The organism is Idiomarina sp. 28-8 (assembly GCF_000320945.2).
In the GTDB taxonomy this organism is placed as follows: domain Bacteria; phylum Pseudomonadota; class Gammaproteobacteria; order Enterobacterales; family Alteromonadaceae; genus Idiomarina; species Idiomarina loihiensis.
In genome coordinates this window covers 19176-39847 of sequence record NZ_DF266790.1, presented here as the reverse complement: position 1 = coordinate 39847, position 20672 = coordinate 19176, and the positions used below count along the sequence as shown (strand labels likewise).

Sequence of the window (20672 nt, the reverse complement as noted above, 5' to 3'; positions counted from 1 at the left end):
GTTCAATATTCTTACCCGGCACCTAAGTTTGCTACGAGACCGCAGCCTGACGTTCAACGGCAGGTCGAATATCGCACCTGATGCAATAGCATCAGGCTACGCAATAACTTCTGTGTTCAGCCATTTTTGTACGGCGGTCGCCAGCTCATCCGGATGAAATTTTGCAATAAAATCATCGGCACCGACTTTCTTCACCATAGCCTGATTAAACACACCACTCAATGATGTATGTAAAATAACATGAATATCGCGTAAATTTGGATCAGCCTTCAATTCAGCGGTAAGCGTGTAACCGTCCATAACTGGCATTTCTACATCGGAAACCAAAACGGGCACATGAGGATGAACTAAGCCCCCCACTTCCTTAGCTTTATCTTTTAAGTAATCTAAAGCTTCTTTACCGTTCTTTTTAACTTCGAGCGTAATACCCAAAGACTGCAATGCACGTTTTATCTGGTTACGGGCAACCGAAGAGTCATCCGTAATCAAAATGGTTAAATCTTCTTTTGCAACATTGATAGGTGCATTCGCGACTTCTTCGCTGACATCCATATTAGCCGGCATAATATCAGCTAAAATGCGTTCCACATCAATAATTTCAATTAATTCATCTTCCACTTTGGTCACCGCGGTAAGATACGCATCTCTTCCGGTACCTTTGGGCGGCGGCATCACATCTTCCCAGTTGATGTTAATGATGCGATCAACCCCTTCAACCAAAAAGCCCTGAATGGTTCGGTTGTACTCAGCAATAATGACGAAACGATTCTGAATATCGGTTAGCGCCCGACCACCGGTCGCCATACTCAAGTCAATAATGGATATAGCCTGACCACGGATATGCGCAACGCCACGAACCAGAGGGTTACGATTAGGCATTGCGGTAAGTTTAGGGCATGGCAATACTTCGCGTACTTTAAATACGTTGATGCCAAAGCGCTGCCTACCGTTTAGATGAAACATTAATAGTTCCAGTCGGTTTTGACCGACCATTTGTGTGCGTTGATTCACTGAATCGAGAATGCTAGCCATTGTTCACTCCTGTTATGTGGCAGGCTACTTCTACTTCGGCACGGTATTTGCTTGTATCCACATTAACCATACTGAAACCATCGAACTGCCGATCTTTTGACGTTATACCGTTTTTTTCGGCACTCGACCAGATAACCTTAACGGATAACATCAGGAATTTTTATGATAGTACGTAAATCGCTGCTGATCAGTTCGATTTTTTTTATAGCTTGTAGCTTTAATTCCGTTAACGCAGAAACCAGAGGCTCGGAAGACAGTCAGCGTTTTAATTACAAAGCGTTACAGGAGCTGGCTCATAATTATGTAGAACAGCGGGTTTCAGCGCCGGATAATGGTCGTGTGGAAGTGGTTGCCAATAACCTCGACCCACGCATGGCTCCCAAAATTTGCTCGCAGCCACCAAAAGTTGGCCTGGCCACTAACGCCAACCTCGACAGCTACACCACCATTGAAATTGAGTGTGTGGCCTCAGCCAACTGGCGAACTTATGTACCCGTACGCATCTACCGCTACAAAAATGTTGTTACCGCGGCCTCACCTATGGCTCCGGGGCAAATGATAAGCGAAAGTGATTTAGTTTTTTCCGAAGTCGACCTTAACCGGGTTCGCTCCAATGTATTTACTGACATGACGGCTTTGGTTGGAGCGCGTATTAAAAAGCGCGTTGCCGCAGGTCAGGCAATAAGTGCCAGCGAGACATGTCTTGTATGTGAGGGGCAAAGCGTTACAATAGTTGCGCAAGATAAAACTTTGCGAATTACTGCAGCCGGAAGAGCCCTGGCTGATGGTCTCAAAGGTGAATCGGTTGTTGTTGAGAACGCGCGTTCGAACAAATCAATACAAGCGGTTGTCACAGGACTAAATGAAGTGACTGTTAATTTATAAAATGCTTAACAAGAACCTGACGTGAACGTCAGGCTACGTGCTAAAATTTTTATTAAAGTATTTTTAAGTGTGGTCGATAAGTAACCGAGACATATTATCTAGCGAGGCTAAAAACCATGTCAATTAACATTAACAATGCCGGGCTGAAAAATGCCAACATTGATAGCAAATCCAGCAGTCGTCAAATACAGAGCGATGCTCCGGCGAAGCCTGCTGCGGTTTCGCAAAAAGGTGGTGAGGCCGTTTCGTTAACCAGCGAAGCGCAGCAACTGAATGGCTTACAGGAAAAAGCAATGAACAGCAGCGGCATTGACCAGGCCAAAGTTGATAAAATTAAAGCCGACATTGAAAGCGGCTCATACAAAATTAACGTTGAACAGCTGGCCAATAAACTGGCTCAGTTTGAGTCTGACCTGTTCAGTAACGGCAGCAACGAATAATGACCGTGTTGGCGCCTGTTAACGAGATATTACAGGATATGGCAGACTCGCTGGAAAACCTTGCGTTGTTACAACAACGTGAGCTTAATGCCATTGTCGAGCGCCAACACGCTGATGTTAATGCTATTGCCGACGCCAAAGAAAAAACGCTTATCCATATTAGCGAACTCGACCAGCAATTGGCTCAACACCCTGACAACGAACAGTTAAAAGACGACGCGGACTTAGCTGAAGCGGTTGCTGCTATTAAGGCCACCCTCTCTGACGTTCAGCATCAAAGTCAGGTTAATGAACGCGTGGTGCAGTCAACGCTAAACAGTATTGAGCAGTTAAAACAGTCCATTTTACAGTCCGCACGAAAAGATACCCTTACCTACAATAGTAAAGGTAAAATCCGTTAAAGATTTTGCCAGTCCAGCCGTTATAACCATAAGTACTTTGTTCAATCAGAGGTCGTTATGGCTAAGCATTTACTCTCTTTAGCTCTACTTGCATCTGCGCTGTTATTAAGCGGCTGTAGTGCTTACAACAAAATTGTGTACGATCAAAAGCACGTTGAATGGGAAACCCAAACCCCAAGTGAATTTCCGGTGCTGAATGCGGTTGGCTACGCCCCTATTGAAACTCAGCAAGGCGAAAATGCACAGCTAAAAGACTTAAACGCCATGCGCGCCTCTAAGTTAGCCGCTTACCGCGAGCTTGCTGAACAAGTCTATGGCCAACGCATCGCCGGTAGTAGCTCGGTGGAAGACTGGGCCTTAAACCGCGACAGTTTTCAGGCCTCTGTAGACGGAGTGATTCGTGGTGCAGAAGTGGTTAAGACCTATACTGTTGGAGACTACTACGCGACTGAGTTGCGTCTTGATTTCGAAAAGGTTCACCGCCTGTATCAAAGCACCAACCGTCAGCAGAAAGTGAAACGCGTTGTCTATTATTAAGCGCCACTTTTATTGAGTTAAACATGGCAGGGTTTTTGCAGTTAATTCCGATAGTAAAGTAACGACTAAAAACTGACACTTGGGATGCATTAACACCATGAACTGGAAAACCCTGCTACTTATCATCTCTGTTTTCTTTATTGCTATGCCAAGCGAAGCGCGTTGGGTGGAAGCTCAGGGCACTGCCCGCATTATTAATGGTGACACCAATGCCGCACGCGAAAAAGCCATCGAAAACGCCCTTCAGCAGGCATTGTTAACCTCTGGTGGTAACATCTCCAGTATTCAGCAAGTGGTTGACGGCGTTTTACAAAACACCGAAACCCAGTGGAATAGCCAGGGCAATGTTGACCAGGTGACCATAGTTCGCGAAGAAGTTCGCGACGACCGCGTTATTGTTCTGCTTCGTGCGGACATCTGGAACCGCGAAGGCGACTGCACCCGCAGCAGCTACAAAAACTCCGTGACCGTTGTTCCTTTTGAACTACGCGACCGCGCCCATGGTACCTGGGGACAAATTTGGGAAATAGGCAAAGTAGCGGCCGAGCGTTTAGCCCGTGAATTAGGCGGTGTTGGCAGCCAGTTGCAGATTGCCCACACCCTGCACCGTCACGCCGGTTTAGACCGGGCTCTCAGCGGCCTGAACCTGGAAGAATTAGGTCGTATGTCCCGCAGCATTGGTTTAGCCAACGACAGTCAGTTTGTTATTTTCGGCATGTTCGACGACCTGGCCATGATGGATACTAAATCTAGCTGGTTTTGGTCCAGCGACCCCGATCGCCATTACGCATTAACACTTTACCTTCTCGATGCCACCACCGGGCAGCTAGTAACCCGTGCACGAGTTGAGAACACCCAACCCTGGACCTTTGATCGCACCACCAATGTGGATGTTGCTACTGCACAATTCTGGAATGAACCTTTTGGTGCAGCACTGGATAGCGGCCTGCGCGACTTAGCTTCCGGCGTAAAAGAACAGGTGGTTTGTAAGCCGGTGCGCGCCAGAATTATTGCCGTTGATGAAAACACCGTTCAATTCAACTTAGGTGAAAAGCACGGCGTACACACCGGCGATAAGCTAAAAATTGTGCAACCCAGCCATTTTACCGATGATCAGGGACGTTATCGTCAGAAGTGGCAGGTGAGTGAATTTGAAGTTGAGGTGTCCCAGGTGCAGCAGTCCACCGCCGTCGCTAAGTTGACGAAAGGGAACATGCTGCACAACGTTCAGGTGAACGACTGGGTGGTGCCGGTTAACTGAGGGTGAAACCCGCGACAGCTTCTGGCATAATTCGCGGCACGTCCCCGTAGCTCAGCAGGATAGAGCAGCCGCCTCCTAAGCGGCAGGTCGCAGGTTCGACTCCTGCCGGGGACGCCATGTCTATTAATTCCGGGTAAAGGGGATCTTCAATAACCCCCAAAGTTTAGTGGTGAGTTTTGCGTCGCGGTATTCTTGCAGACCAATATCTACATTGTCGGAACCGGCCTTTGGCTTTGCGGTGAAGCTGCGAAAGAGGTGATCCCACCAACTGACACTAAAGCCGTAGTTACTGTTGGTTTCTTCTTTTTCCGTACTGTGGTGAATGCGATGCAGCTCCTGGGTAATGAGCACTTTGCGCACGAGCTTTTCCACAGGTTTGGGCAGTGCCACATTGCCATGATTAAACAAGGAGCAGGCGTTAAGAATAATCTCAAATACAATAACGGCTAACGCCGGAGCGCCCAGAGCAAGAATGGCGGCCGCCTTTATGAAAAAACTCAGCACTATTTCGGCCGGGTGAAAGCGCAACCCGGTGGTGACGTCAAAATCCGGATCGGCATGGTGCACCCGGTGCATTCGCCATAATAAAGGGATACGGTGGAATAGCCTATGCTGCCAGTAAATAACGATATCCAGTGCGACAATGCTGACTACCATAACCAACCAAAAGGGTATTTCCGTACCCGCCTTGCTTAAGTAATTAAGAAGCCCCCAGCCATTTTCTGATGCAACAAGCGCCACTCCGGTCAGGCCAACGGGCGCAATAATTCTCAGCAATACCGTATCGACGGCTACTATGGCGAGGTTTGCCGGCCAGCGCTGTTTACGTCTATAGCGGGGCTTGCGCTTAGGCGAGGCAACTTCCCACAACACCATAATAAGCAATACGCCAAGAAAAATGCTTAAGCGCCAGGCAGTTTCAGACATCGGTGCCCTCCGGCTTTGCCCCTGGCTGTTTCAGTGTGCGGTAACCGGCAACAATGCGGGTTATTGCGGTAAGCCAGCAGGCAGCGGCGAATATATAGGCCAGTACCGGAAAGTGCTGTGGCCACAAGCAAAACGCCACAAAAGCTACAATGGTTTCAAAGCCTTCGGTTAGACCGCCCATATAATGCAGTGACTTATTCGGATATTCCGGGTTTTCAATACCACGCTTTCCGGCAACGCTGGCAAAGGCCAGAAAAGTAGAGCCAGTACCCATAAAAGTGACTAACAACAAGCCTGCGGCAATGGCGTTCTGTTCGGGCGAGGCCAATAAAAAACCAAATACCACAGCACTGTAAAAAATGAAATCCAGCACAATATCAAGAAAGCCACCGGCGTCGGTTAGTTGAGTGCGCCTTGCTACTGCCCCGTCCAGACCGTCGCACAGGCGGTTGAGTAGAATTGCCACTAACGCGAATTCATAAAGCTCAAAGGCTAAAAATGGCACAGCCAGCAAACCGATAATAAAACCTGTTATGGTGACCTGATCAGCACTGACACCAACACGGACGAGTATGCGCGCAGGGAGGTCGAGAATTTTTCGGGTTGCCGGAAGTAGCTTAGGGTCAAACATTAGCGACGTCTCCTTTTACCTCAGTTCCTTGTATTTCAAGCACACGGCCACAGGCATCTGCGCTGTCATGAGTAACTAATAAGGTCGGCATTTGTTTGTCTTTGAGTTGTGCAAAAGTCCACTGTCTGACCTCTTCACGCAGGCTGGCGTCTAATGCCGAAAACGGTTCGTCCAGTAACATGGCCTGCGGCTCTGCTAATAACGAACAGATTAAAGCGATGCGAGCGTATTGCCCGCCGCTTAAGCTGTCAGGGTAAACCGTCCGTTTATCCGTTAGCCCCAGATTATTCAGCATGGCCAGAGCTTTGTCTTTTTGCTGCTGGTGGGTTAGTGCTGAACGAGGCTTTTGCGCAAAATAGCAGTTCTCTTCAACCGTTAAGTGCGGAAACAAACCGCCCTTTTGAAACATCATGCCAAGTTGGCGCGCGGCAATTGAGCGCTCGCCGATATCTTCGCCGTTTAACCTTAATTCGCCCTGAATATGAAAGTTAGGCAAGTGCTCACCAAGCACCCAGCGCAGCAAGGTCGACTTCCCTACGCCACTCGGACCCATCAGCGTGACAATTTCACCTTTTTCAACCGTCAGTTCATTCAGGCTGAATAAAGGCTCAGAGCCATTTTTTGTGCGCCTTTTTATTTCAAGGTTACGAATGTTCAGCATAACTTTTTGTCCTGATGAGTCCGACAGCAATAAACACCACCAGTGGCAGTAGCATTTGTAACAGCGCATAAAGGCTGCCAATACGCCAGTCCCCGCCGCTGGCAACGCTAACGGCTTCGGTGGTTAAAGTGGGCGTTAAGCCTTTCCCCAGCCATTGCGTTGGCAGGTACTGAGCAATACTAACCGAAAAGGCGACCGCAAAAGCAACGGCTATGGGCTGCTTTAGCATGGGTAGCATAATTCGCCACCAGGCGGCCCGATAGCTATAACCCAAACTTTGAGTCCGGGTTAGCCACTGCTCGTTAAAGCGGGTGTAAGCCCCATGCAAAACCAGGTAGGCGTAAGGCAGAGTATATACGGCATGAGACCAGAGCACCCACCAGGCTTGCCAGCCACTACTCAGTTGCCCACCAACTAGCCGTTGCCAACCAAGTACCAAAGGCACCTGCGGAATAAACAACGCTACAAGCACAGGCCAGTAAAACGATGCGACGGCTTTCTGTCGTTGCCGTTGTAGCAGAGCAATTGCGGCTACAGTACCAAATAACGCACTGAGCAGCGCCAGCCATAGGCTATTCACTGTTGGCTCAGCTAAGTAAGCCCACTCGGTTTGCCAGCGTTCAAGGTTTAAGTCCGCAGGCCATAACTCAGGATAAAACCAATGTGTCGCTAAGCTCTGCAAGGCTAAAACAACAATAACCCCCAACGACAGTACCCCCAGAAGAATCCAGGCATAACGGCTAGCTTTATGTGTGTTGAGTTTTACGGGTTGGGTTACTTTTTTACCGAGCACTAAGCGGCGATACAAAGCATAATGCCGGGCATTTATTAATAGCAGTATTAAAGCCATAGCCAGTAAAACCCATGCTCCAGTTATTGCCTTAATCTGGCTGCTGGAAGAGAACTGAAAGCTCCATTCATACACGCGCTGCGCCAGCACACCCGGCGTGTTACTGCCCACTAACAGCGGAATATCGACCACTGACAGCGAGTAAATAATGACAGCCGCCATAGGCAGCGTTAAACGTCTTAAAAGTTCCGGCGTAACAATGCGCCACCAGGCTTGCCGTTCGCTGTAACCATAGCTCTGTGCCTGGGTCATCCACGAATTGACGGGCAATTGTTTTAACTGAGCCGATATCATTAGTAGTAAAAATGGCAGCTCTTTTAAAACCAGAACCACTATAACCGTCACTAACGACTTTTCGGATAATGGCCAGCTTGCCGGTGGTGCCGGGAACACTCCGCTGACGCTTTCCACTAAACGTATCAGCCAGCCGGACGGGCTCATTAACAACATAAGGCCGACCGCAAAGGCCACATGCGGAATGGACAAAAGTGGAGACAGGAGTTGCAGCAGGCGAGCGTTTTTTAATAATACCGGAGCCATCCACAGCGCTAAATAGCAAGCAACTAGTGGCGCGGCTACGGCGAGTATAAGGCTTGAAGCTATTGAATCGTAATCTGCCAGCAGCTCAGTTAAGGCTACTAAGTTGACGCCGGTTTCAGGGTCAAATGACCTAATCAGCAGAAAAAGCACACCACTGCCAACCGGCAGAATAATGAGCAATAACCAGACAACTACTGATAACGTGCGGACCATTCCCGCTCCAGATACTCCTGCCAACTGGCATGAAAGTCGTCGGTGGGTTCCAGCAGCGAAGAGCCTTGCGCACTTTTAAGAACGGAAGGATCACCCCAGCGATTGATATCGGCTTTTCGTTGCTGCGCTTTTTCAGACAATAAAAACTCGATAACCGCTTTCGCAGCTTCAGTGCTCTTAGAGCTTTTCGACACCGCCAAATAATGGTTATTGGTTATGGCTTTGTCTGACAACGTGTGACGCTCAACGCCCGCAGGCAACTGCCCCTGATTCACCAGGGTTTTATAATCATTGGGATTAAAGCTGACCGCCATCAGTAGCTGCCCATTTGCCAGGTATGAAATCTGCTCACCAGCCGAGGAAGGGAAATTTTTGCCCTGCTGCCATAACAGCGGGTGCAGTTTGTCTAAATAGCTCCATAAAGGCTCTGTCAGCTCATTTGCATTAACACTGTTTGCGGGCTGCTGAAATACCTCGCGTTGTTGCGGATGTATCGATAACAACAGCGACTTTAAAAAAGTGGTGCCATGAAAGTCCGGTGGTTTAGGGTAGCTGATGCGACCTTTATTTTCCCGGGCGGCGTTGAGCAGGCTTTCTGCAGTCACTGTTTTTTGAGTGAAAAGCCCGGGTCGGCTAATCAGGTTAAATTGCCCTACTCCCCAGGGCACTTCCAGCCCATCCACCGATTCACCGAAATCGGTTTGCCAGTTAAGGTCCTGGTTAATGTTGTTCATTGCCTTAATTTCATCGGCAATGGAACGCAGAGCACCAGCCTCTTTCAGTGCATGGAAGTTTTCACCGTTTATCCAGATAATATCCGCATTGGAATGACCGTCTATAATTTGCTTAACCACCTCGGAGGCATCCGCCACTTTATTATGGCGAAACTGAATGCCCTGCCCTTGCAGTTCCTTTTGCGCCCAGCGTAAGTAACTGTTTACTTCCGGCGAGCCACCCCAGGCATAAAAGTTAACCACTTCGGCCTTTAAAGGTAAGGCGGCAAAAAGTGTCACTAGCAATAAACTGATGGCAGCAGTAAAACGCATTTTAACTCCGGCGCCAGCGATGAAATTTCTCAACCCATGTTAGCAGCTTCTGCGGCGCATTGGCTCGTTTCCATTCACCGGCCACGTATTTATTCGCCTCTGCCAGAGTCGGATAACTGTGTATGGTGCCCAGTATTTTATTCAGGCCAATGCCGTGTTTCATGGCCAGCACATATTCTGCCAGTAGTTCGCCGGCCTGCGGGCCAACAATATTCACACCCAGCAATTCGTCTTTACCCGGTTTGGTCAGCACTTTCACCCTCCCATAGGCGCTGTCATCGGCAATGGCACGATCCAGTTCACCAATGTCGTACTCGGTTACTTCGTACGGTTTATCGGCTTTTTTCGCCTGCTGCTCGGTTAAACCCACATTTGCTACCTGCGGCGAGGTATAAGTGACCCAGGGAATAACAGAGTAGTCCGCCCGGAAGGTTTTGAAAGGATCAAACAAGGCATTCACCGAGGCATACCAGGCCTGATGCGAGGCCACATGAGTCAACTGATAAGGCCCGGCAGCATCACCACAGGCGTAAATGTTCGGAAAGTTGGTTTGCAAAAACTCATTGGTACTTACCGTTTTGTTGGTTTGCACGCCAAGCTCTTCCAGACCAAAGCCCGATATATTGGGTTGCCGCCCCAGCGCAATTAACACCTTGTCGAAGGGTATCTCAACTTCTTTGCTTTGGTCGACATTCTGGTTATCAACACTTTCGTTATCAACCGTCTGCTCAGCAATAAGCACGGACTCGCCATTGTGTTGCTCGAAGCGCAAGGCCTTGTGGCTCAGTTTAATATCAATGCCTTCTGCCGTTAAACGCTGCGTTAGCAGTTCTACTGTGTCGGCGTCTTCCGGGCCCATAAGCCGCTCGGCCATTTCCACCTGAGTAACTTGTGAACCTAAACGCTGAAACGCCTGAGATAACTCACAACCAATAGGCCCGCCGCCCAATACCAATAAGCGTTTAGGCAGCTCTTCTAACTCCCAGAGGGTGTCTGAGGTTACGTAGTCGACCTTATCCAGCCCTTCAAAGTCTGGCACTAACGGCTTCGCCCCGGTCGCGATAATAATACTGCGAGTGGTTATGCGTTTGGTTTCGCTCTTACCTTCAACATTGCTGGTCACTTCAACTTCCCAGGGTGAAACAATGCGCGCATCGCCTTGCTCAACGTCTACTCCCAATTTGGTGTAGCGCTCAACCGAGTCGTGCGGCTCAATGTCTTTTATAACTGACTTCACCTGTTGCATAACCTGCTTGAAATCAACCGAGACCTCACCAACGTGAACCCCCGCACTTGAGGCGTTACGCGCATTATGAGCAAGTTCGGCCACATGAAGTAAAGCTTTTGAAGGTACACAACCGGTATTCAGGCAGTCACCACCCATTTTGTGCTTTTCAATTAAGGTAACCTTTGCTTTTACTGTGGCCGCTATGTAAGCACTGACTAACCCTGCTGAACCGGCGCCAATAACCACCAAATTATTGTCAAAAGACTTAGGCTTTTTATAGCCTTTAAAGGCTTTACGACGTTTCACAAAGGCCAGTACCGCTTTGGCAATTAACGGGAATATGCCCAGTAAAACAAAAGCACCAATTAAATCTGCTGAAACCACATCACCTAAGCTGGATATCTGTGCTAACTGGGTTCCTGCGTTAACGTATACAGCGGTGCCCAGCAGCATGCCTAGCTGGCTTACCCAGTAAAAGGTCCAGACCTTTATTTTAGTCAGACCCATAACCAGGTTAATAACAAAGAACGGGAACAGCGGAACCAACCGTAGGCTGAGCAAGTAAAACGCGCCGTCACGCTCCATTCCGCGATTAATGGCGGTTAAGCGCTCACCGAACTTTTCCTGCACCCAGTCGTGCAGAATAAAACGGGCACTTAAAAAAGCGAGGAATGCGCCAAATGAGCTGGCAAAACTGGCCAGCAGCAAGCCCCAGCCCAGCCCGAATATAGCGCCGGTGCCCAGCGTCAGAATCGTTGCACCGGGTAGTGACAACGCCGTGCTCGCCACATAAACAACAGAATAGATGGCGAAGACCTGAAATGGGTAATCAATAAAAAGCTGGTTAAGCTGTTGCTGCTTTTCTTTTAGTACATCCAGAGACAGATACTGCGTTAAATCAAACACAAAAGCGCTGATAAATAACGCGACAATAACCAACAGCAACAACAGCTTTTTTAATGACATAAAGATTAATCCAATCTCTTGTGAGCGCTAATATACACTCTGTTTTTGTCTCGTTTCCCCACAGCTACAACAGTAACCACAAGCTCTGAATCTCTTACTTGATAAACCAATCTATAACCCAGTTTTCGCAATTTCACTTTGTAACAGTTATCCATTCCCTTTAAGCGAGACGCCGGGACATGAGGTGATTCAAGCCTTTGCTTGAGCCTGGCTTTAAATTGCGCCTGAACATCCTTGTTCAACTTTTTCCATTCTTTATAAGCTGAACGTTTAAACGTCAGCTTATAAATCATCGATGTTCACCTCGACTTCATCTTCATGCTGGCGTTTTTTAACTAGCTCCAGTAAATCCCTGTCTTCCAGCTCTTCCATCAACGCTTCATAGGTTGCTGCCGGAATGCAATAAAATGCGGGCTGATTCCGGTTCAATACAGCCACCGGCTCACCGTGACTCTCTTCAACAACCGCCATTGGATTCTTTTTCAACTCACTAATGCTAGTTGAGTTGCGTGCATAAATGGGTCTAACTGATTTCACATGACCTCCAAAAAGACTTTTAACAGGTCTTATTATAGGTCATTTAATCTGCTTTTCCAGTTTTAAAACTTGTAATCAACACTCAAACGCGCGTGTCTTGGCTGCGACGGAAAGGCCAGGGTTGCACCAAAGTAACCGCCTTCAAATACCGGTGACCAGTTGTCCTGATCGGTAGCATTGAACACATCAATACGGGCACTTAACTGCTCGTCAAAGCGATAACGTGCGTTCAGGTTTAGCGTGTGCTGGTCACGTATAAACACCGTTTGCAGATAATCTAGCGGGTAGTGCTTGGTATAACTTAAATCACCACCGACCGACCATTCAGGGGTTATCTGCCAACCAGCAACCGCTGACGCCTGTACTTCGGGAATGCCCTGTAATTGTTGGTTTGACGTAGGAAACGCGGTGAAATTCGGCGAGCCAATACCTGTACCTTCAATAATATCGGGGCTTGAATCATCAAACACATCGGCCACCTGACCTGTACCCTGCGACGCTGTTGAGTTGTCATAGTGCGCATCAATATAGCTGGCTGCAAGAGTTAGCCAGTAACCGGCTTCATGGCTGTAGTGCCACTGAGTTTCAAAACCCTCGGTGCGAATACCGCTGTTAGAGCCATCACGGTTGCGTAAGCTTCGCTTCTGGTCAAAGACCACAGCGTCTGCATACCAGCGGGCATCACTTGGCGCGTATTTCACGCCCAGTTCATAAAGCGAGTTCTCTGTGGCAAAGTTTTGCGAATCAATTTCACCGGCGGCATTTAATACCGTACCACCCGCCATCGCGTTCGACGTAGAGTCGCTCTCATAGGCGGTTGCATAGAATGTCAGATCGGGCGTCCAGTTGTACTGAGTTGATAAACTTACCGCGGTTAGCCAGTCACTGTAGGTATCACTCGCTGCTTGAACATCTTGAGGTGGAATAGGGTCTTTTGCGTCCACGTCGTAATAGTCGGCTCTTACGCCACCGGTGACTCGCCATTTGTCCGTAATATCCAGCTCGTGTTGAGCGAAAACACCCCACTGATAACTTTTTGAGTCGGTGGTGTCTGACGTAATAAAATCGCCCGCGCCATCGCCGTCAATGTCGTACTGGCTACCCGGCGAGACCCAGAGATCAGGACGCAACTCAATTAAGCTGGCTTTCTGATCATTAGTTAATGGAATGCGGCGGTTACTGAGTGGACCCGTCAAGTCAATAGGATTATCCGCCTCGGTTGAGAACTGGCTGTAACCCAGTACATCGTTAATTCGTAAGTTAACTCCTACGACCGTTTTCTTGTTTATGTGCAGTTCGGTGCGGTTTTCAAAGGTGTGAGCGCCATCAATAATTTCAACAAAACTGTTCTGGTTAATGCCTTCGCGGGTTAAATACTGATAATACGTGCGGTTAACCAACACCATGTCATCGTTCAGCCAATGCTGAAGTTTTGCGTGCAACAAAGTGGTTTCAGCGGTATTGGTGTCGAGCGGGTCAGTTAACGTGGTACTGCGGTCAATTCGAACCTCTCCGGTTGGGCTAACAACAGCCCCAGCCCCCGGAACCCTCGAACCATTTGGCTGAACACCCTGACCGGTAATGTACAAATTATGGTCTATCAGGTTTTGCGTTGGCCGGTTAATGCCTGCGTTGTCTGTCCAGTCAACGTCATAATACTCTAAGGAAATATCCAACAGCGTGTCGTCGTTAGGCGCAAACTTATACGCCAGCAAAAGGTCATTACTCCGGTGCTGATGAAAGTCGTAAAAGCTATCTTCATCCACATATTCGGCGCTTACCCGCAGGCCTTGCTCATTCTCTTTTAACACCCAGTTATGATCAAGCTGCAAACGATACTGCTCCCACTCGCCAAATTGGGCTTTTAAGGTGGAGTCCGATTCACTCAGACGGGCGGTTTTGGGCTGCAAATTGACAAAACCACCCACGCGTTGTGTGGTGCCCAGCATGACCGGCGGCGCGCCTTTAACAACAGCGATACCTTCAATGGCGTTAAACGACATGGGAATACCAAGCCCATTGTTACCGGCCTGACGGCGCATGCCCGCTTCAAATAACTCGCCCAGTTGGCCGCGAATGGTAGGTAATGATGGGTTACCAAACCCCGCCGCGGCAAAGCTGTTAGGCGCAAAACGCGCAATGTCATGTAAGTCATTAATGGCGGCTTCTTCCATTAACGACGAACTAATAGCTGTGGCGGCGCGGGGAATTTCCTGCAAGCTTTCCGCTAAACCAAACAGACCTTCGGTTGTTTCTTCCGATGGCAGTACAACACTTCCGTCGTCGCGACCAATAACCTCAATAACTTCCATTGGTTTTTCTTGTGCCATCGCCGTTAACGGCAAGAACCCTAGCCACCACCACTTTTTCATTCTTATTTTCCCTTTGCTTTTTATTGACTGTGGTTATACGCAGTTTTTGTATTTTTCGATTACGCAGAATCGCTTCAAGATTGATGATCTGTTTTTAAATTAATGCCCTACAATCAAAGAGTAGAAAACATAGTAACCCGAAGACAGGAACATGTAATGCGAGCGATACTCTTTATTTTAGGCTTAGTTTTTCAGATGGCGGCATCCGCACAGTCATTTGACCCGTCTCATACCGCTTTTACAAATGTTCTGAACGATCATGTTGAGGTCTATGATGAAGGTTTAAAGTCTGCGGTTAATTACCCTGAGTTAGCTCAAAACAGAAAGCCTCTGGACAAGTATCTCGCATCGCTGTCTGCAGTTGAGCCCCGACAGTATGAAAGCTGGACGCATGAGCAGCAACTGGCTTTTTTAATCAATGCATACAACGGTTTTACCCTGCAGCTTATTATCGACAATATCGATAAATTTGAGTCCGGCGAGGCTGATTCGATTCGCGACTTAGGCGGGCTATTTTCCAGCCCATGGGAGAAGTCGTTTTTTACGCTACTAGGTGAAAAACGTACTTTGGATTGGGTTGAGCACGAAAAAATTCGGGGCGACTTTGACGAGCCCCGCATACATGCCGCTTTAGTCTGCGCAGCAGCAAGCTGCCCTAAGCTGCGCGCGGAAGCCTTTACCGGTAAACTCCTGGAAACTCAATTAGAAAACCAGATGATCACTTTTTTGAGCGACCGCGATAGGAATGGTATTGATGATAAAGGCATTTATCTGTCAAAGATTTTTGACTGGTACCGGGAGGATTTTGACGGGCTTCGAGACTATCTGAGAACCTATTCTGGAGCTCTTTCCGATGGTTCAGGTAACGGTGATAATAAGAACTTCCAGTCTTTAGATATTCGTTTTGTTGACTATAACTGGAAGTTAAATAACTTAGAAAACCGCTAAAGCTGACAAGAGCTCAAAGTTCACCGGTGACTGAGAACAAACACTTTGTTTTGCCTTTGTATTTTACAAAGCTTTTATAATTCTGTAATGGCCTGATTAAAAATGTTTTTTAGAAGAGTAAGATCCAGATTAACCCCCGCTATATTAGCCTCAATCCATTCCTGTCGAGAGATAAGGGGCCAAGTCACGTCATATCCCAATGCAAACAACATTTCTTCAAAAAAGAATCTCTGTACGCGACCATTTCCTTCTCTAAAGGGGTGCAATAGATTTATCTCACAAAATAAATCCGCAATTTGCTCGATAAATAATTCGTGGCTTTGGGCATTTTCTAATTGAGAAATATTTTTGAATAGCTTTTTAGCCTCAGGTTCTATGCGCGTACAAGTGCAAAATCGTGTTTCACCTTTGGATATATCAACATCTCTAACTTCACCCGCCCATTCGTATACATCCTGAAATAAATGGTGGTGGAGCGTTTTTAAGTGTTCAAACGTGAACTGTTGAATAGTCGCTTGAGGGGATTGATAGAGCCGGTAACGCTCTGCAGTAAACTCAATTTCGGCTTCGGCCAGTTTATCCGCATTCCGGATATCCAGCAGATTAATGAGAACATCCGTTCCAGGGTAGCAATACTTATCTTGTGCTACCCCGTATTTATCGCGCATACTTGCGTTTTAGTGCCGCAATAGACTGATTTTCGTCTATATTTTTCAACGTTAGCCCTTCGTACATTAGGCTGGTTCTAAAGTTTTCCATTTTGGGGATAAACTTTGCTTTCTTTTTTTCTGCCGTAGCCGTAGAAGAAATTGTATTAGTCATAATGCCTCCTATATAAGCCAAATTATACCGTAAAAGCGGTTATATGTCATGGCGCCGTTTGACCAAATAATCCACATAAAACACGGTTAAAGCATTCAAACTTCACAGCTAATATTATGAATTGCCGGAAATATAACGACACTACAAACCTGCCGCTTTAAATTTCAAATCTATGATGCTGGCCGTCTGGTAGCTCAATATCCAAACGCACTTTACCGCCGCCAGCTTCAATATAACGCTTTAGACTTGAGAGCTTTACGTCACGGCCCGACTTTTCCATTTTAGCTATAGTGGGCTGTTTAACGCCCAGCGCTTTAGCCATATCATTTTGCGTTTTTTTCATAAGCATACGAACTTCAGCTAAATGGATATCAAGCAGCATAGCCTCTGCTTTAGCTTCTGCATTGACTACAATATCCTCATTTTCTGTTTCAAGTATTTGCTCTAATGTTCTCGCCATTTCAATTACCTCTCATTAAATCGTCCAGGTGCTTTGAAAACTCTTTGTCAGCTACCGGTATCATTTCTTTATAAAATCGTTTTTCGTTACCTGTCTTTTCACCTGCACATAGCAAAACGGCATCTCGGACAGGATCAAATGCAAAAAACACTCTTATCGGATTACCTTTGCTCTGAACTCGAAGCTCTTTCATATTATGGTGGCAAGAGCCTTTCACCTTATCAGCATAAGGGCGGTTAAGCATTGGTCCCTTTGTTCTCAGCAATATCATGTATGCCAGTACATTTTCCCGATCAATACTATCTAAAGCGTCATACCAATTGTCGAACACATCCGTTGTTCTGACTTGCCACATATATTTTCTCATTTAAGCTTCCATGTTTATAGCCTTAAAGGTATATAGCATTTAGGCTATTGTCAAGTTTTCTACGTTATTGTCCTCTAATGTGAGAGTTGATAATAAAATTCCCGTTGACCCAAGCCCAATGTAGTGACGTAATAGCAGGCAACATTACTTTAAGGTGTCTTTATGAAAGCGTTACACGGTTTATTTATTCTTCTGGGTTTATTATCTGTCGTGCTGCTTGCTATATCCGGGCCTTTATACAAAAGCGGCACCGCGGAGCTTGGCACGGCATTTTTACTACTACGCTGGGCCGCCTATATTGGCGCGGCCACCTTTGTTCTGAATATTATCTGGTACTTTATTAGTCGGCCGAAAGGTCTTGTTGCGGGGCTTAGTGGTTTAGCCATTATTGCCGGAGGTTTTGCTTTTTACATGCCTTTCAGTCAGTACCTGAAAGCGCAGAATGTGCCTGCCATTCACGACATAACAACAGATACCCAGAACCCACCCGAGTTCGTTGCCATTGCTCCGCTACGCGCAGATGCCCCTAACCCGGCTGAATACGCCGGAGAAGAGACAGCGAAACAACAGCAGGAAGCGTATGCTGAGCTGAAAACCTACCAGTCGCTGGAGTCACCCAGTGAGCTTTTTTCGGCTGCATTATTAGCCGTTGATAAGATGCGCTGGGAGCTAGTGGAAAGTTCAGAAGCCGAAGGCCGGATAGAAGCGACAGCCACCACTACCTGGTTCGGTTTTAAAGACGACGTTGTTATACGCATACGCGAAACTGCTGGTGGCAGTGAGCTGGATATTCGCAGTAAGTCACGCGTGGGTCGTAGCGATGTGGGAAAAAATGCTGAACGTATTCGTGAGTTTATGAGTGAATTGACAGTACAGTTTAAATAACACTTTTATGCGCACAAAAGCGTACAATATCTCACTTTTATGCGCATAAAAAAGTTAAAACTTGCACTTTTACGCGCAATGAAGTGTAATGGCGGCTGTTAATGTCTACATCAAGGGTCGCTATATGCAACGAGTACTTCTTGAGAAACTACTTGCATGGAAGAACAAGCCGCAACGAAAGCCTTTACTTATAGACGGCGCTCGCCAGACAGGTAAAACCTATTTGCTGAAAGAGCTTTTGGGGCAACACTTTAAAAATGTCGTCCGTATCGACTTTTTAGAAACCCCTGAACTGGCTGATGCATTTGAGGACTCTTTAACGCCAGAAGATGTTCTATCAAACATCGAACTCATTACTGGCAAAGAGTTTAACGCTCATTCCGATTTGCTTATTTTAGACGAAATTGGTGAGTGCCCCCGAGCGGTCACTTCGCTAAAGTACTTTGCTGAAAAAGCCCCCAACATGTTCGTCACTGCCAGCGGATCAAATATCGGGTTATTAACTTCCTTTCCTGTAGGTAAAGTCGAACAGCACAACCTGCAATCTTTGACCTTCCAGGAGTTTCTCTGGGCATCAGGGGAGGCCCCCTTAATTAAAGCCTTTGAAAAACAATTAGACTCAACAGCCGCGCACAAACAGCTGTTTCACAAGTTAACTGACTATTACTTCACAGGCGGTATGCCCGAAGCCGTGTCTCGCTGGTTTGCAAACTCAGAAGAAAGCATCATTAGTAAAACAGAAGCGATTTCTGAGCTACATGAAAACCTCATTAATGGTTACTTACGCGATTTTGGCAAATATTCAGGAAAAACCAATGCTCAACTTATTGAGTCTGTGTTTAGTAGCATTCCGGCACAACTTTCAGCCGTTCGGGATGATTCGGTAAAGCGATTTAAATTTAAAGACGTTTTCGACAAAAAATCTCGTTACTCTGACTTTGAGAGTGCTATAAGCTGGTTGCACAAATGCCGGTTGGTATTAAAAAATTTTCCGATAGAAGGACAAGCCAAGTCACCGCTAGCAGCTTATCAGAAAGAGAACCGGGTAAAACTGTTCTTGTTCGATGTTGGTTTACTCAACCACATGCTAAATACAGGCTACAAAGAGATAAAGCAACAAAGCTACCAATACAAGGGGTATATCGCTGAAAACTTTGTTGCACAGGAACTTTCAGCTTTAGGTATTGAGCCGAGCTTTTCGTGGAACGACGCTCGCTCAGAAATTGAGTTTTTGCTGAGCGACAGCCTTGGCAACATCATTCCTGTCGAAGTTAAAAGCGGCCGCCGAACAAAAGCACGCTCTCTTCAGTCATACATTAACAAGTGCCAACCAGAAAAAACGATAAAGCTGACAGGAACTCAAGGTTCACCCGCTACTGAAAAAAAGCACTTTGTTCTGCCTTTATATTTTACTCAATATGTTACAAAGCTTTTATAATTTCATTAGCCTAACTCGGGAGTCTAATTACTTACGGAGCTTTGCGCAGTATCGGCTCCCCGTAACTTTCGTCTAACTGTCGAGCCACTGCTTCCGGAATAAAAATCTGGGCCACACTCACCACCACCTTCGTATTGATATCAACTAACCGAGTGTTAACCATTACACCGTCACGATGATGCGACAATGTACCGACTAATACATGAGTTATTGGCATAACTTCGTCCAGCTCCAGATAATCGCGAGTCAACGCAAAGTCACCTTTCGGCGTTACACGAATGAAATCAGTTGCTTTGAAATCCAGCACGCTAAGTTCGCGACGATGCAGCTCAAGCAGCAGTTGTTCAGACAATACCTGACTTAACGCTGAACTTTCATCATACTGACTGGTTACGCCAACCAAGTTAGTGATGCCGACCTTCGCTGTATTCAAGCGAATACTTGCATTATCCACTAACTGCTCAGCCAGTTGCGCGCTAAATTTAGCACTATCAGGCTGTGCGTAGTCCGCTTCTTCGCTCACTGGAGTTTTCGCGACTTCTTGTTTAGCAGGTAACACCGTGCAGGCACTTAATGAAAAAGCTGCAATTACTGTAAAAACGAATAACTTCATGACAGTGCCTCTTTTAATGACGTTGTAAACGGCCATTGACCAACTCAGCTTGCTTATTTGGCCAGTACAGGTGTTTAGGGACATAGCGATTAGCCGCTGCCAAAACTTCCTGATTGCGACGATCAATAATACGCAAATTAACCATAGTACCGGCGTCTTTGCGGGAGAGAGTTCCTACCAAGACCCAGTCAACTTCAGGGTGTTGCTCAAGGGTTTCGACATCACGAGAAAGTATGGTTGAACCTTCTTCTCCAATAGAAATATAGTTCTGGGCTCGAAACTCTACTAAGCTTAAGTTGCGCTCTTTAAAGTGCGCATAAATGCTTTCGCTCAACTGATGGCTTAGTTTGTTTAACGAGTCACCTTGTTCCGGCTGTTTTAGCGTTTCCGATAGCACCCAACGAGTTATGCCAATATTCGACTGATTGTCTGACTGACTTGATTGCGCAAGTTGCGCAGCTAATTGCTCTGCCAGATCATCGGCGATAGCTTCGTGCGGGTTATTACTGCTTGCCGCTGCCTCAACTGAAAGCAAGAAAAGTGGAAGAGAAAAAAACAGAAATAGTATTCGATAAAACATAGATTAACCTTATACGAATAGTAGCTTATGTT

At 46.9% G+C, this 20672-nt stretch carries 24 protein-coding genes and 1 tRNA gene; 9 read left to right on the top strand and 16 right to left on the bottom strand.

Annotated elements, in window-relative coordinates:
- Positions 1–96 precede the first annotated feature (96 nt).
- Entirely contained in the window at positions 97–1032 is a 936-nt protein-coding gene (locus RJ32_RS04940; RefSeq protein ID WP_034819609.1) for a chemotaxis protein CheV, read from the bottom strand.
- Positions 1033–1194: 162 nt separating this feature from the next.
- On the opposite strand from RJ32_RS04940, the gene flgA reads away from it, so the two are divergent.
- The 6 genes from flgA to RJ32_RS04910 all read left to right on the top strand — a co-directional run bounded on the left by flgA (position 1195) and on the right by RJ32_RS04910 (position 4673).
- A complete protein-coding gene (gene flgA, locus RJ32_RS04935) occupies positions 1195–1917 on the top strand; it encodes a flagellar basal body P-ring formation chaperone FlgA (protein WP_034819608.1) in 723 nt (240 codons plus the stop codon).
- Positions 1918–2033: 116 nt separating this feature from the next.
- Positions 2034–2357: a flagellar biosynthesis anti-sigma factor FlgM gene (gene flgM / locus RJ32_RS04930; protein WP_034819605.1), complete on the top strand. Its 324-nt coding sequence runs from the start codon at positions 2034–2036 to the stop codon at positions 2355–2357.
- Positions 2357–2758 carry a flagellar export chaperone FlgN gene (flgN, locus tag RJ32_RS04925; protein WP_034819602.1) on the top strand — a complete coding sequence of 134 codons (402 nt, stop codon included), beginning with the start codon at positions 2357–2359 and terminating at the stop codon, positions 2756–2758. Before flgM ends, flgN begins: the two co-directional genes overlap by 1 nt.
- Before the next feature lie 57 nt (positions 2759–2815).
- Positions 2816–3295, top strand: coding sequence for an LPP20 family lipoprotein (locus RJ32_RS04920; RefSeq protein ID WP_011234404.1), 480 nt, complete (start codon positions 2816–2818; stop codon positions 3293–3295).
- A 97-nt stretch (positions 3296–3392) separates the two neighbouring features.
- Positions 3393–4556 (top strand): flagellar assembly protein FlgT, encoded by a 1164-nt coding sequence (locus RJ32_RS04915; protein WP_011234405.1) that lies wholly within the window; start codon positions 3393–3395, stop codon positions 4554–4556.
- 40 nt (positions 4557–4596) lie between these two features.
- A tRNA-Arg gene (locus tag RJ32_RS04910) sits at positions 4597–4673 on the top strand.
- 6 nt (positions 4674–4679) lie between these two features.
- On the opposite strand, the gene RJ32_RS04905 is transcribed toward RJ32_RS04910, so the two are convergent.
- From RJ32_RS04905 to RJ32_RS04865, 9 genes are all read right to left on the bottom strand, one after another.
- Positions 4680–5483: a sterol desaturase family protein gene (locus RJ32_RS04905; protein ID WP_034819599.1), complete on the bottom strand. Its 804-nt coding sequence runs from the start codon at positions 5481–5483 to the stop codon at positions 4680–4682.
- On the bottom strand, positions 5476–6114 hold the full coding sequence (locus RJ32_RS04900; protein WP_034819597.1) for a CDP-alcohol phosphatidyltransferase family protein: 639 nt from the start codon (positions 6112–6114) through the stop codon (positions 5476–5478). Before RJ32_RS04900 ends, RJ32_RS04905 begins: the two co-directional genes overlap by 8 nt.
- On the bottom strand, positions 6107–6775 hold the full coding sequence (locus RJ32_RS04895; protein ID WP_034819595.1) for an ATP-binding cassette domain-containing protein: 669 nt from the start codon (positions 6773–6775) through the stop codon (positions 6107–6109). Before RJ32_RS04895 ends, RJ32_RS04900 begins: the two co-directional genes overlap by 8 nt.
- Positions 6759–8378, bottom strand: a complete 1620-nt coding sequence (locus RJ32_RS04890) for an ABC transporter permease subunit (protein ID WP_034819592.1) — start codon at positions 8376–8378, stop codon at positions 6759–6761. The genes RJ32_RS04895 and RJ32_RS04890 overlap by 17 nt, the downstream gene beginning before the upstream one ends.
- Positions 8357–9424 carry an ABC transporter substrate-binding protein gene (locus RJ32_RS04885; RefSeq protein ID WP_034819589.1) on the bottom strand — a complete coding sequence of 356 codons (1068 nt, stop codon included), beginning with the start codon at positions 9422–9424 and terminating at the stop codon, positions 8357–8359. Before RJ32_RS04885 ends, RJ32_RS04890 begins: the two co-directional genes overlap by 22 nt.
- Before the next feature lies 1 nt (position 9425).
- Complete coding sequence (locus tag RJ32_RS04880) at positions 9426–11618, bottom strand: FAD-dependent oxidoreductase (protein WP_034819587.1); 2193 nt, start codon at positions 11616–11618, stop codon at positions 9426–9428.
- Between the two features lie 5 nt (positions 11619–11623).
- Positions 11624–11911: a type II toxin-antitoxin system RelE/ParE family toxin gene (locus tag RJ32_RS04875; protein WP_034819583.1), complete on the bottom strand. Its 288-nt coding sequence runs from the start codon at positions 11909–11911 to the stop codon at positions 11624–11626.
- Positions 11901–12155, bottom strand: coding sequence for a type II toxin-antitoxin system Phd/YefM family antitoxin (locus RJ32_RS04870; protein WP_082815442.1), 255 nt, complete (start codon positions 12153–12155; stop codon positions 11901–11903). Before RJ32_RS04870 ends, RJ32_RS04875 begins: the two co-directional genes overlap by 11 nt.
- Positions 12156–12217: 62 nt before the next feature.
- Entirely contained in the window at positions 12218–14527 is a 2310-nt protein-coding gene (locus RJ32_RS04865) for a TonB-dependent siderophore receptor (RefSeq protein WP_034819580.1), read from the bottom strand.
- A 156-nt stretch (positions 14528–14683) separates the two neighbouring features.
- On the opposite strand from RJ32_RS04865, the gene RJ32_RS04860 reads away from it, so the two are divergent.
- Positions 14684–15475, top strand: a complete 792-nt coding sequence (locus tag RJ32_RS04860) for a DUF547 domain-containing protein (protein ID WP_034819577.1) — start codon at positions 14684–14686, stop codon at positions 15473–15475.
- A 74-nt stretch (positions 15476–15549) separates the two neighbouring features.
- Here RJ32_RS04860 and RJ32_RS04855 read toward each other — a convergent pair whose 3' ends face one another.
- The 4 genes from RJ32_RS04855 to RJ32_RS04845 form a co-directional block, all read right to left on the bottom strand.
- A complete protein-coding gene (locus tag RJ32_RS04855; protein WP_034819574.1) occupies positions 15550–16143 on the bottom strand; it encodes a Fic family protein in 594 nt (197 codons plus the stop codon).
- A complete protein-coding gene (locus tag RJ32_RS15055) occupies positions 16133–16297 on the bottom strand; it encodes a hypothetical protein (RefSeq protein WP_162839780.1) in 165 nt (54 codons plus the stop codon). Before RJ32_RS15055 ends, RJ32_RS04855 begins: the two co-directional genes overlap by 11 nt.
- Positions 16298–16454: 157 nt before the next feature.
- Positions 16455–16757, bottom strand: coding sequence for a helix-turn-helix transcriptional regulator (locus tag RJ32_RS04850; protein WP_034819570.1), 303 nt, complete (start codon positions 16755–16757; stop codon positions 16455–16457).
- A gap of 1 nt (position 16758) precedes the next feature.
- On the bottom strand, positions 16759–17124 hold the full coding sequence (locus RJ32_RS04845) for a type II toxin-antitoxin system RelE/ParE family toxin (RefSeq protein WP_370543291.1): 366 nt from the start codon (positions 17122–17124) through the stop codon (positions 16759–16761).
- A 162-nt stretch (positions 17125–17286) separates the two neighbouring features.
- On the opposite strand from RJ32_RS04845, the gene RJ32_RS04840 reads away from it, so the two are divergent.
- Together RJ32_RS04840 and RJ32_RS04835 are read left to right on the top strand one after the other, a co-directional pair.
- Entirely contained in the window at positions 17287–18009 is a 723-nt protein-coding gene (locus tag RJ32_RS04840; protein WP_034819568.1) for a DUF1499 domain-containing protein, read from the top strand.
- A 124-nt stretch (positions 18010–18133) separates the two neighbouring features.
- Entirely contained in the window at positions 18134–19447 is a 1314-nt protein-coding gene (locus RJ32_RS04835; protein WP_034819722.1) for an ATP-binding protein, read from the top strand.
- Positions 19448–19478: 31 nt separating this feature from the next.
- Here RJ32_RS04835 and RJ32_RS04830 read toward each other — a convergent pair whose 3' ends face one another.
- Positions 19479–20060, bottom strand: a complete 582-nt coding sequence (locus tag RJ32_RS04830) for a FlgO family outer membrane protein (RefSeq protein WP_034819565.1) — start codon at positions 20058–20060, stop codon at positions 19479–19481.
- A gap of 13 nt (positions 20061–20073) precedes the next feature.
- On the bottom strand, positions 20074–20640 hold the full coding sequence (locus RJ32_RS04825) for a FlgO family outer membrane protein (RefSeq protein ID WP_034819560.1): 567 nt from the start codon (positions 20638–20640) through the stop codon (positions 20074–20076).
- Positions 20641–20672: the final 32 nt, after the last annotated feature.

Excerpts from the sequence above, each read along its gene's own strand:
- flgA (WP_034819608.1), top strand. The coding sequence starts at position 1,195 with ATGATAGTACGTAAATCGCTGCTGATCAGTTCGATTTTTTTTATAGCT.
- RJ32_RS04900 (WP_034819597.1), bottom strand. The coding sequence starts at position 6,114 with ATGTTTGACCCTAAGCTACTTCCGGCAACCCGAAAAATTCTCGACCTC.
- flgN (WP_034819602.1), top strand. The coding sequence starts at position 2,357 with ATGACCGTGTTGGCGCCTGTTAACGAGATATTACAGGATATGGCAGAC.
- RJ32_RS04845 (WP_370543291.1), bottom strand. The coding sequence starts at position 17,124 with ATGAGAAAATATATGTGGCAAGTCAGAACAACGGATGTGTTCGACAAT.
- RJ32_RS04830 (WP_034819565.1), bottom strand. The coding sequence starts at position 20,060 with ATGAAGTTATTCGTTTTTACAGTAATTGCAGCTTTTTCATTAAGTGCC.
- RJ32_RS04915 (WP_011234405.1), top strand. The coding sequence starts at position 3,393 with ATGAACTGGAAAACCCTGCTACTTATCATCTCTGTTTTCTTTATTGCT.
- RJ32_RS04905 (WP_034819599.1), bottom strand. The coding sequence starts at position 5,483 with ATGTCTGAAACTGCCTGGCGCTTAAGCATTTTTCTTGGCGTATTGCTT.
- RJ32_RS04920 (WP_011234404.1), top strand. The coding sequence starts at position 2,816 with ATGGCTAAGCATTTACTCTCTTTAGCTCTACTTGCATCTGCGCTGTTA.
- flgM (WP_034819605.1), top strand. The coding sequence starts at position 2,034 with ATGTCAATTAACATTAACAATGCCGGGCTGAAAAATGCCAACATTGAT.
- RJ32_RS04825 (WP_034819560.1), bottom strand. The coding sequence starts at position 20,640 with ATGTTTTATCGAATACTATTTCTGTTTTTTTCTCTTCCACTTTTCTTG.
- RJ32_RS04940 (WP_034819609.1), bottom strand. The coding sequence starts at position 1,032 with ATGGCTAGCATTCTCGATTCAGTGAATCAACGCACACAAATGGTCGGT.
- RJ32_RS04850 (WP_034819570.1), bottom strand. The coding sequence starts at position 16,757 with ATGGCGAGAACATTAGAGCAAATACTTGAAACAGAAAATGAGGATATT.
- RJ32_RS04890 (WP_034819592.1), bottom strand. The coding sequence starts at position 8,378 with ATGGTCCGCACGTTATCAGTAGTTGTCTGGTTATTGCTCATTATTCTG.
- RJ32_RS15055 (WP_162839780.1), bottom strand. The coding sequence starts at position 16,297 with ATGACTAATACAATTTCTTCTACGGCTACGGCAGAAAAAAAGAAAGCA.
- RJ32_RS04855 (WP_034819574.1), bottom strand. The coding sequence starts at position 16,143 with ATGCGCGATAAATACGGGGTAGCACAAGATAAGTATTGCTACCCTGGA.
- RJ32_RS04860 (WP_034819577.1), top strand. The coding sequence starts at position 14,684 with ATGCGAGCGATACTCTTTATTTTAGGCTTAGTTTTTCAGATGGCGGCA.
- RJ32_RS04885 (WP_034819589.1), bottom strand. The coding sequence starts at position 9,424 with ATGCGTTTTACTGCTGCCATCAGTTTATTGCTAGTGACACTTTTTGCC.
- RJ32_RS04895 (WP_034819595.1), bottom strand. The coding sequence starts at position 6,775 with ATGCTGAACATTCGTAACCTTGAAATAAAAAGGCGCACAAAAAATGGC.
- RJ32_RS04875 (WP_034819583.1), bottom strand. The coding sequence starts at position 11,911 with ATGATTTATAAGCTGACGTTTAAACGTTCAGCTTATAAAGAATGGAAA.
- RJ32_RS04835 (WP_034819722.1), top strand. The coding sequence starts at position 18,134 with ATGCAACGAGTACTTCTTGAGAAACTACTTGCATGGAAGAACAAGCCG.
- RJ32_RS04865 (WP_034819580.1), bottom strand. The coding sequence starts at position 14,527 with ATGAAAAAGTGGTGGTGGCTAGGGTTCTTGCCGTTAACGGCGATGGCA.
- RJ32_RS04840 (WP_034819568.1), top strand. The coding sequence starts at position 17,287 with ATGAAAGCGTTACACGGTTTATTTATTCTTCTGGGTTTATTATCTGTC.
- RJ32_RS04880 (WP_034819587.1), bottom strand. The coding sequence starts at position 11,618 with ATGTCATTAAAAAAGCTGTTGTTGCTGTTGGTTATTGTCGCGTTATTT.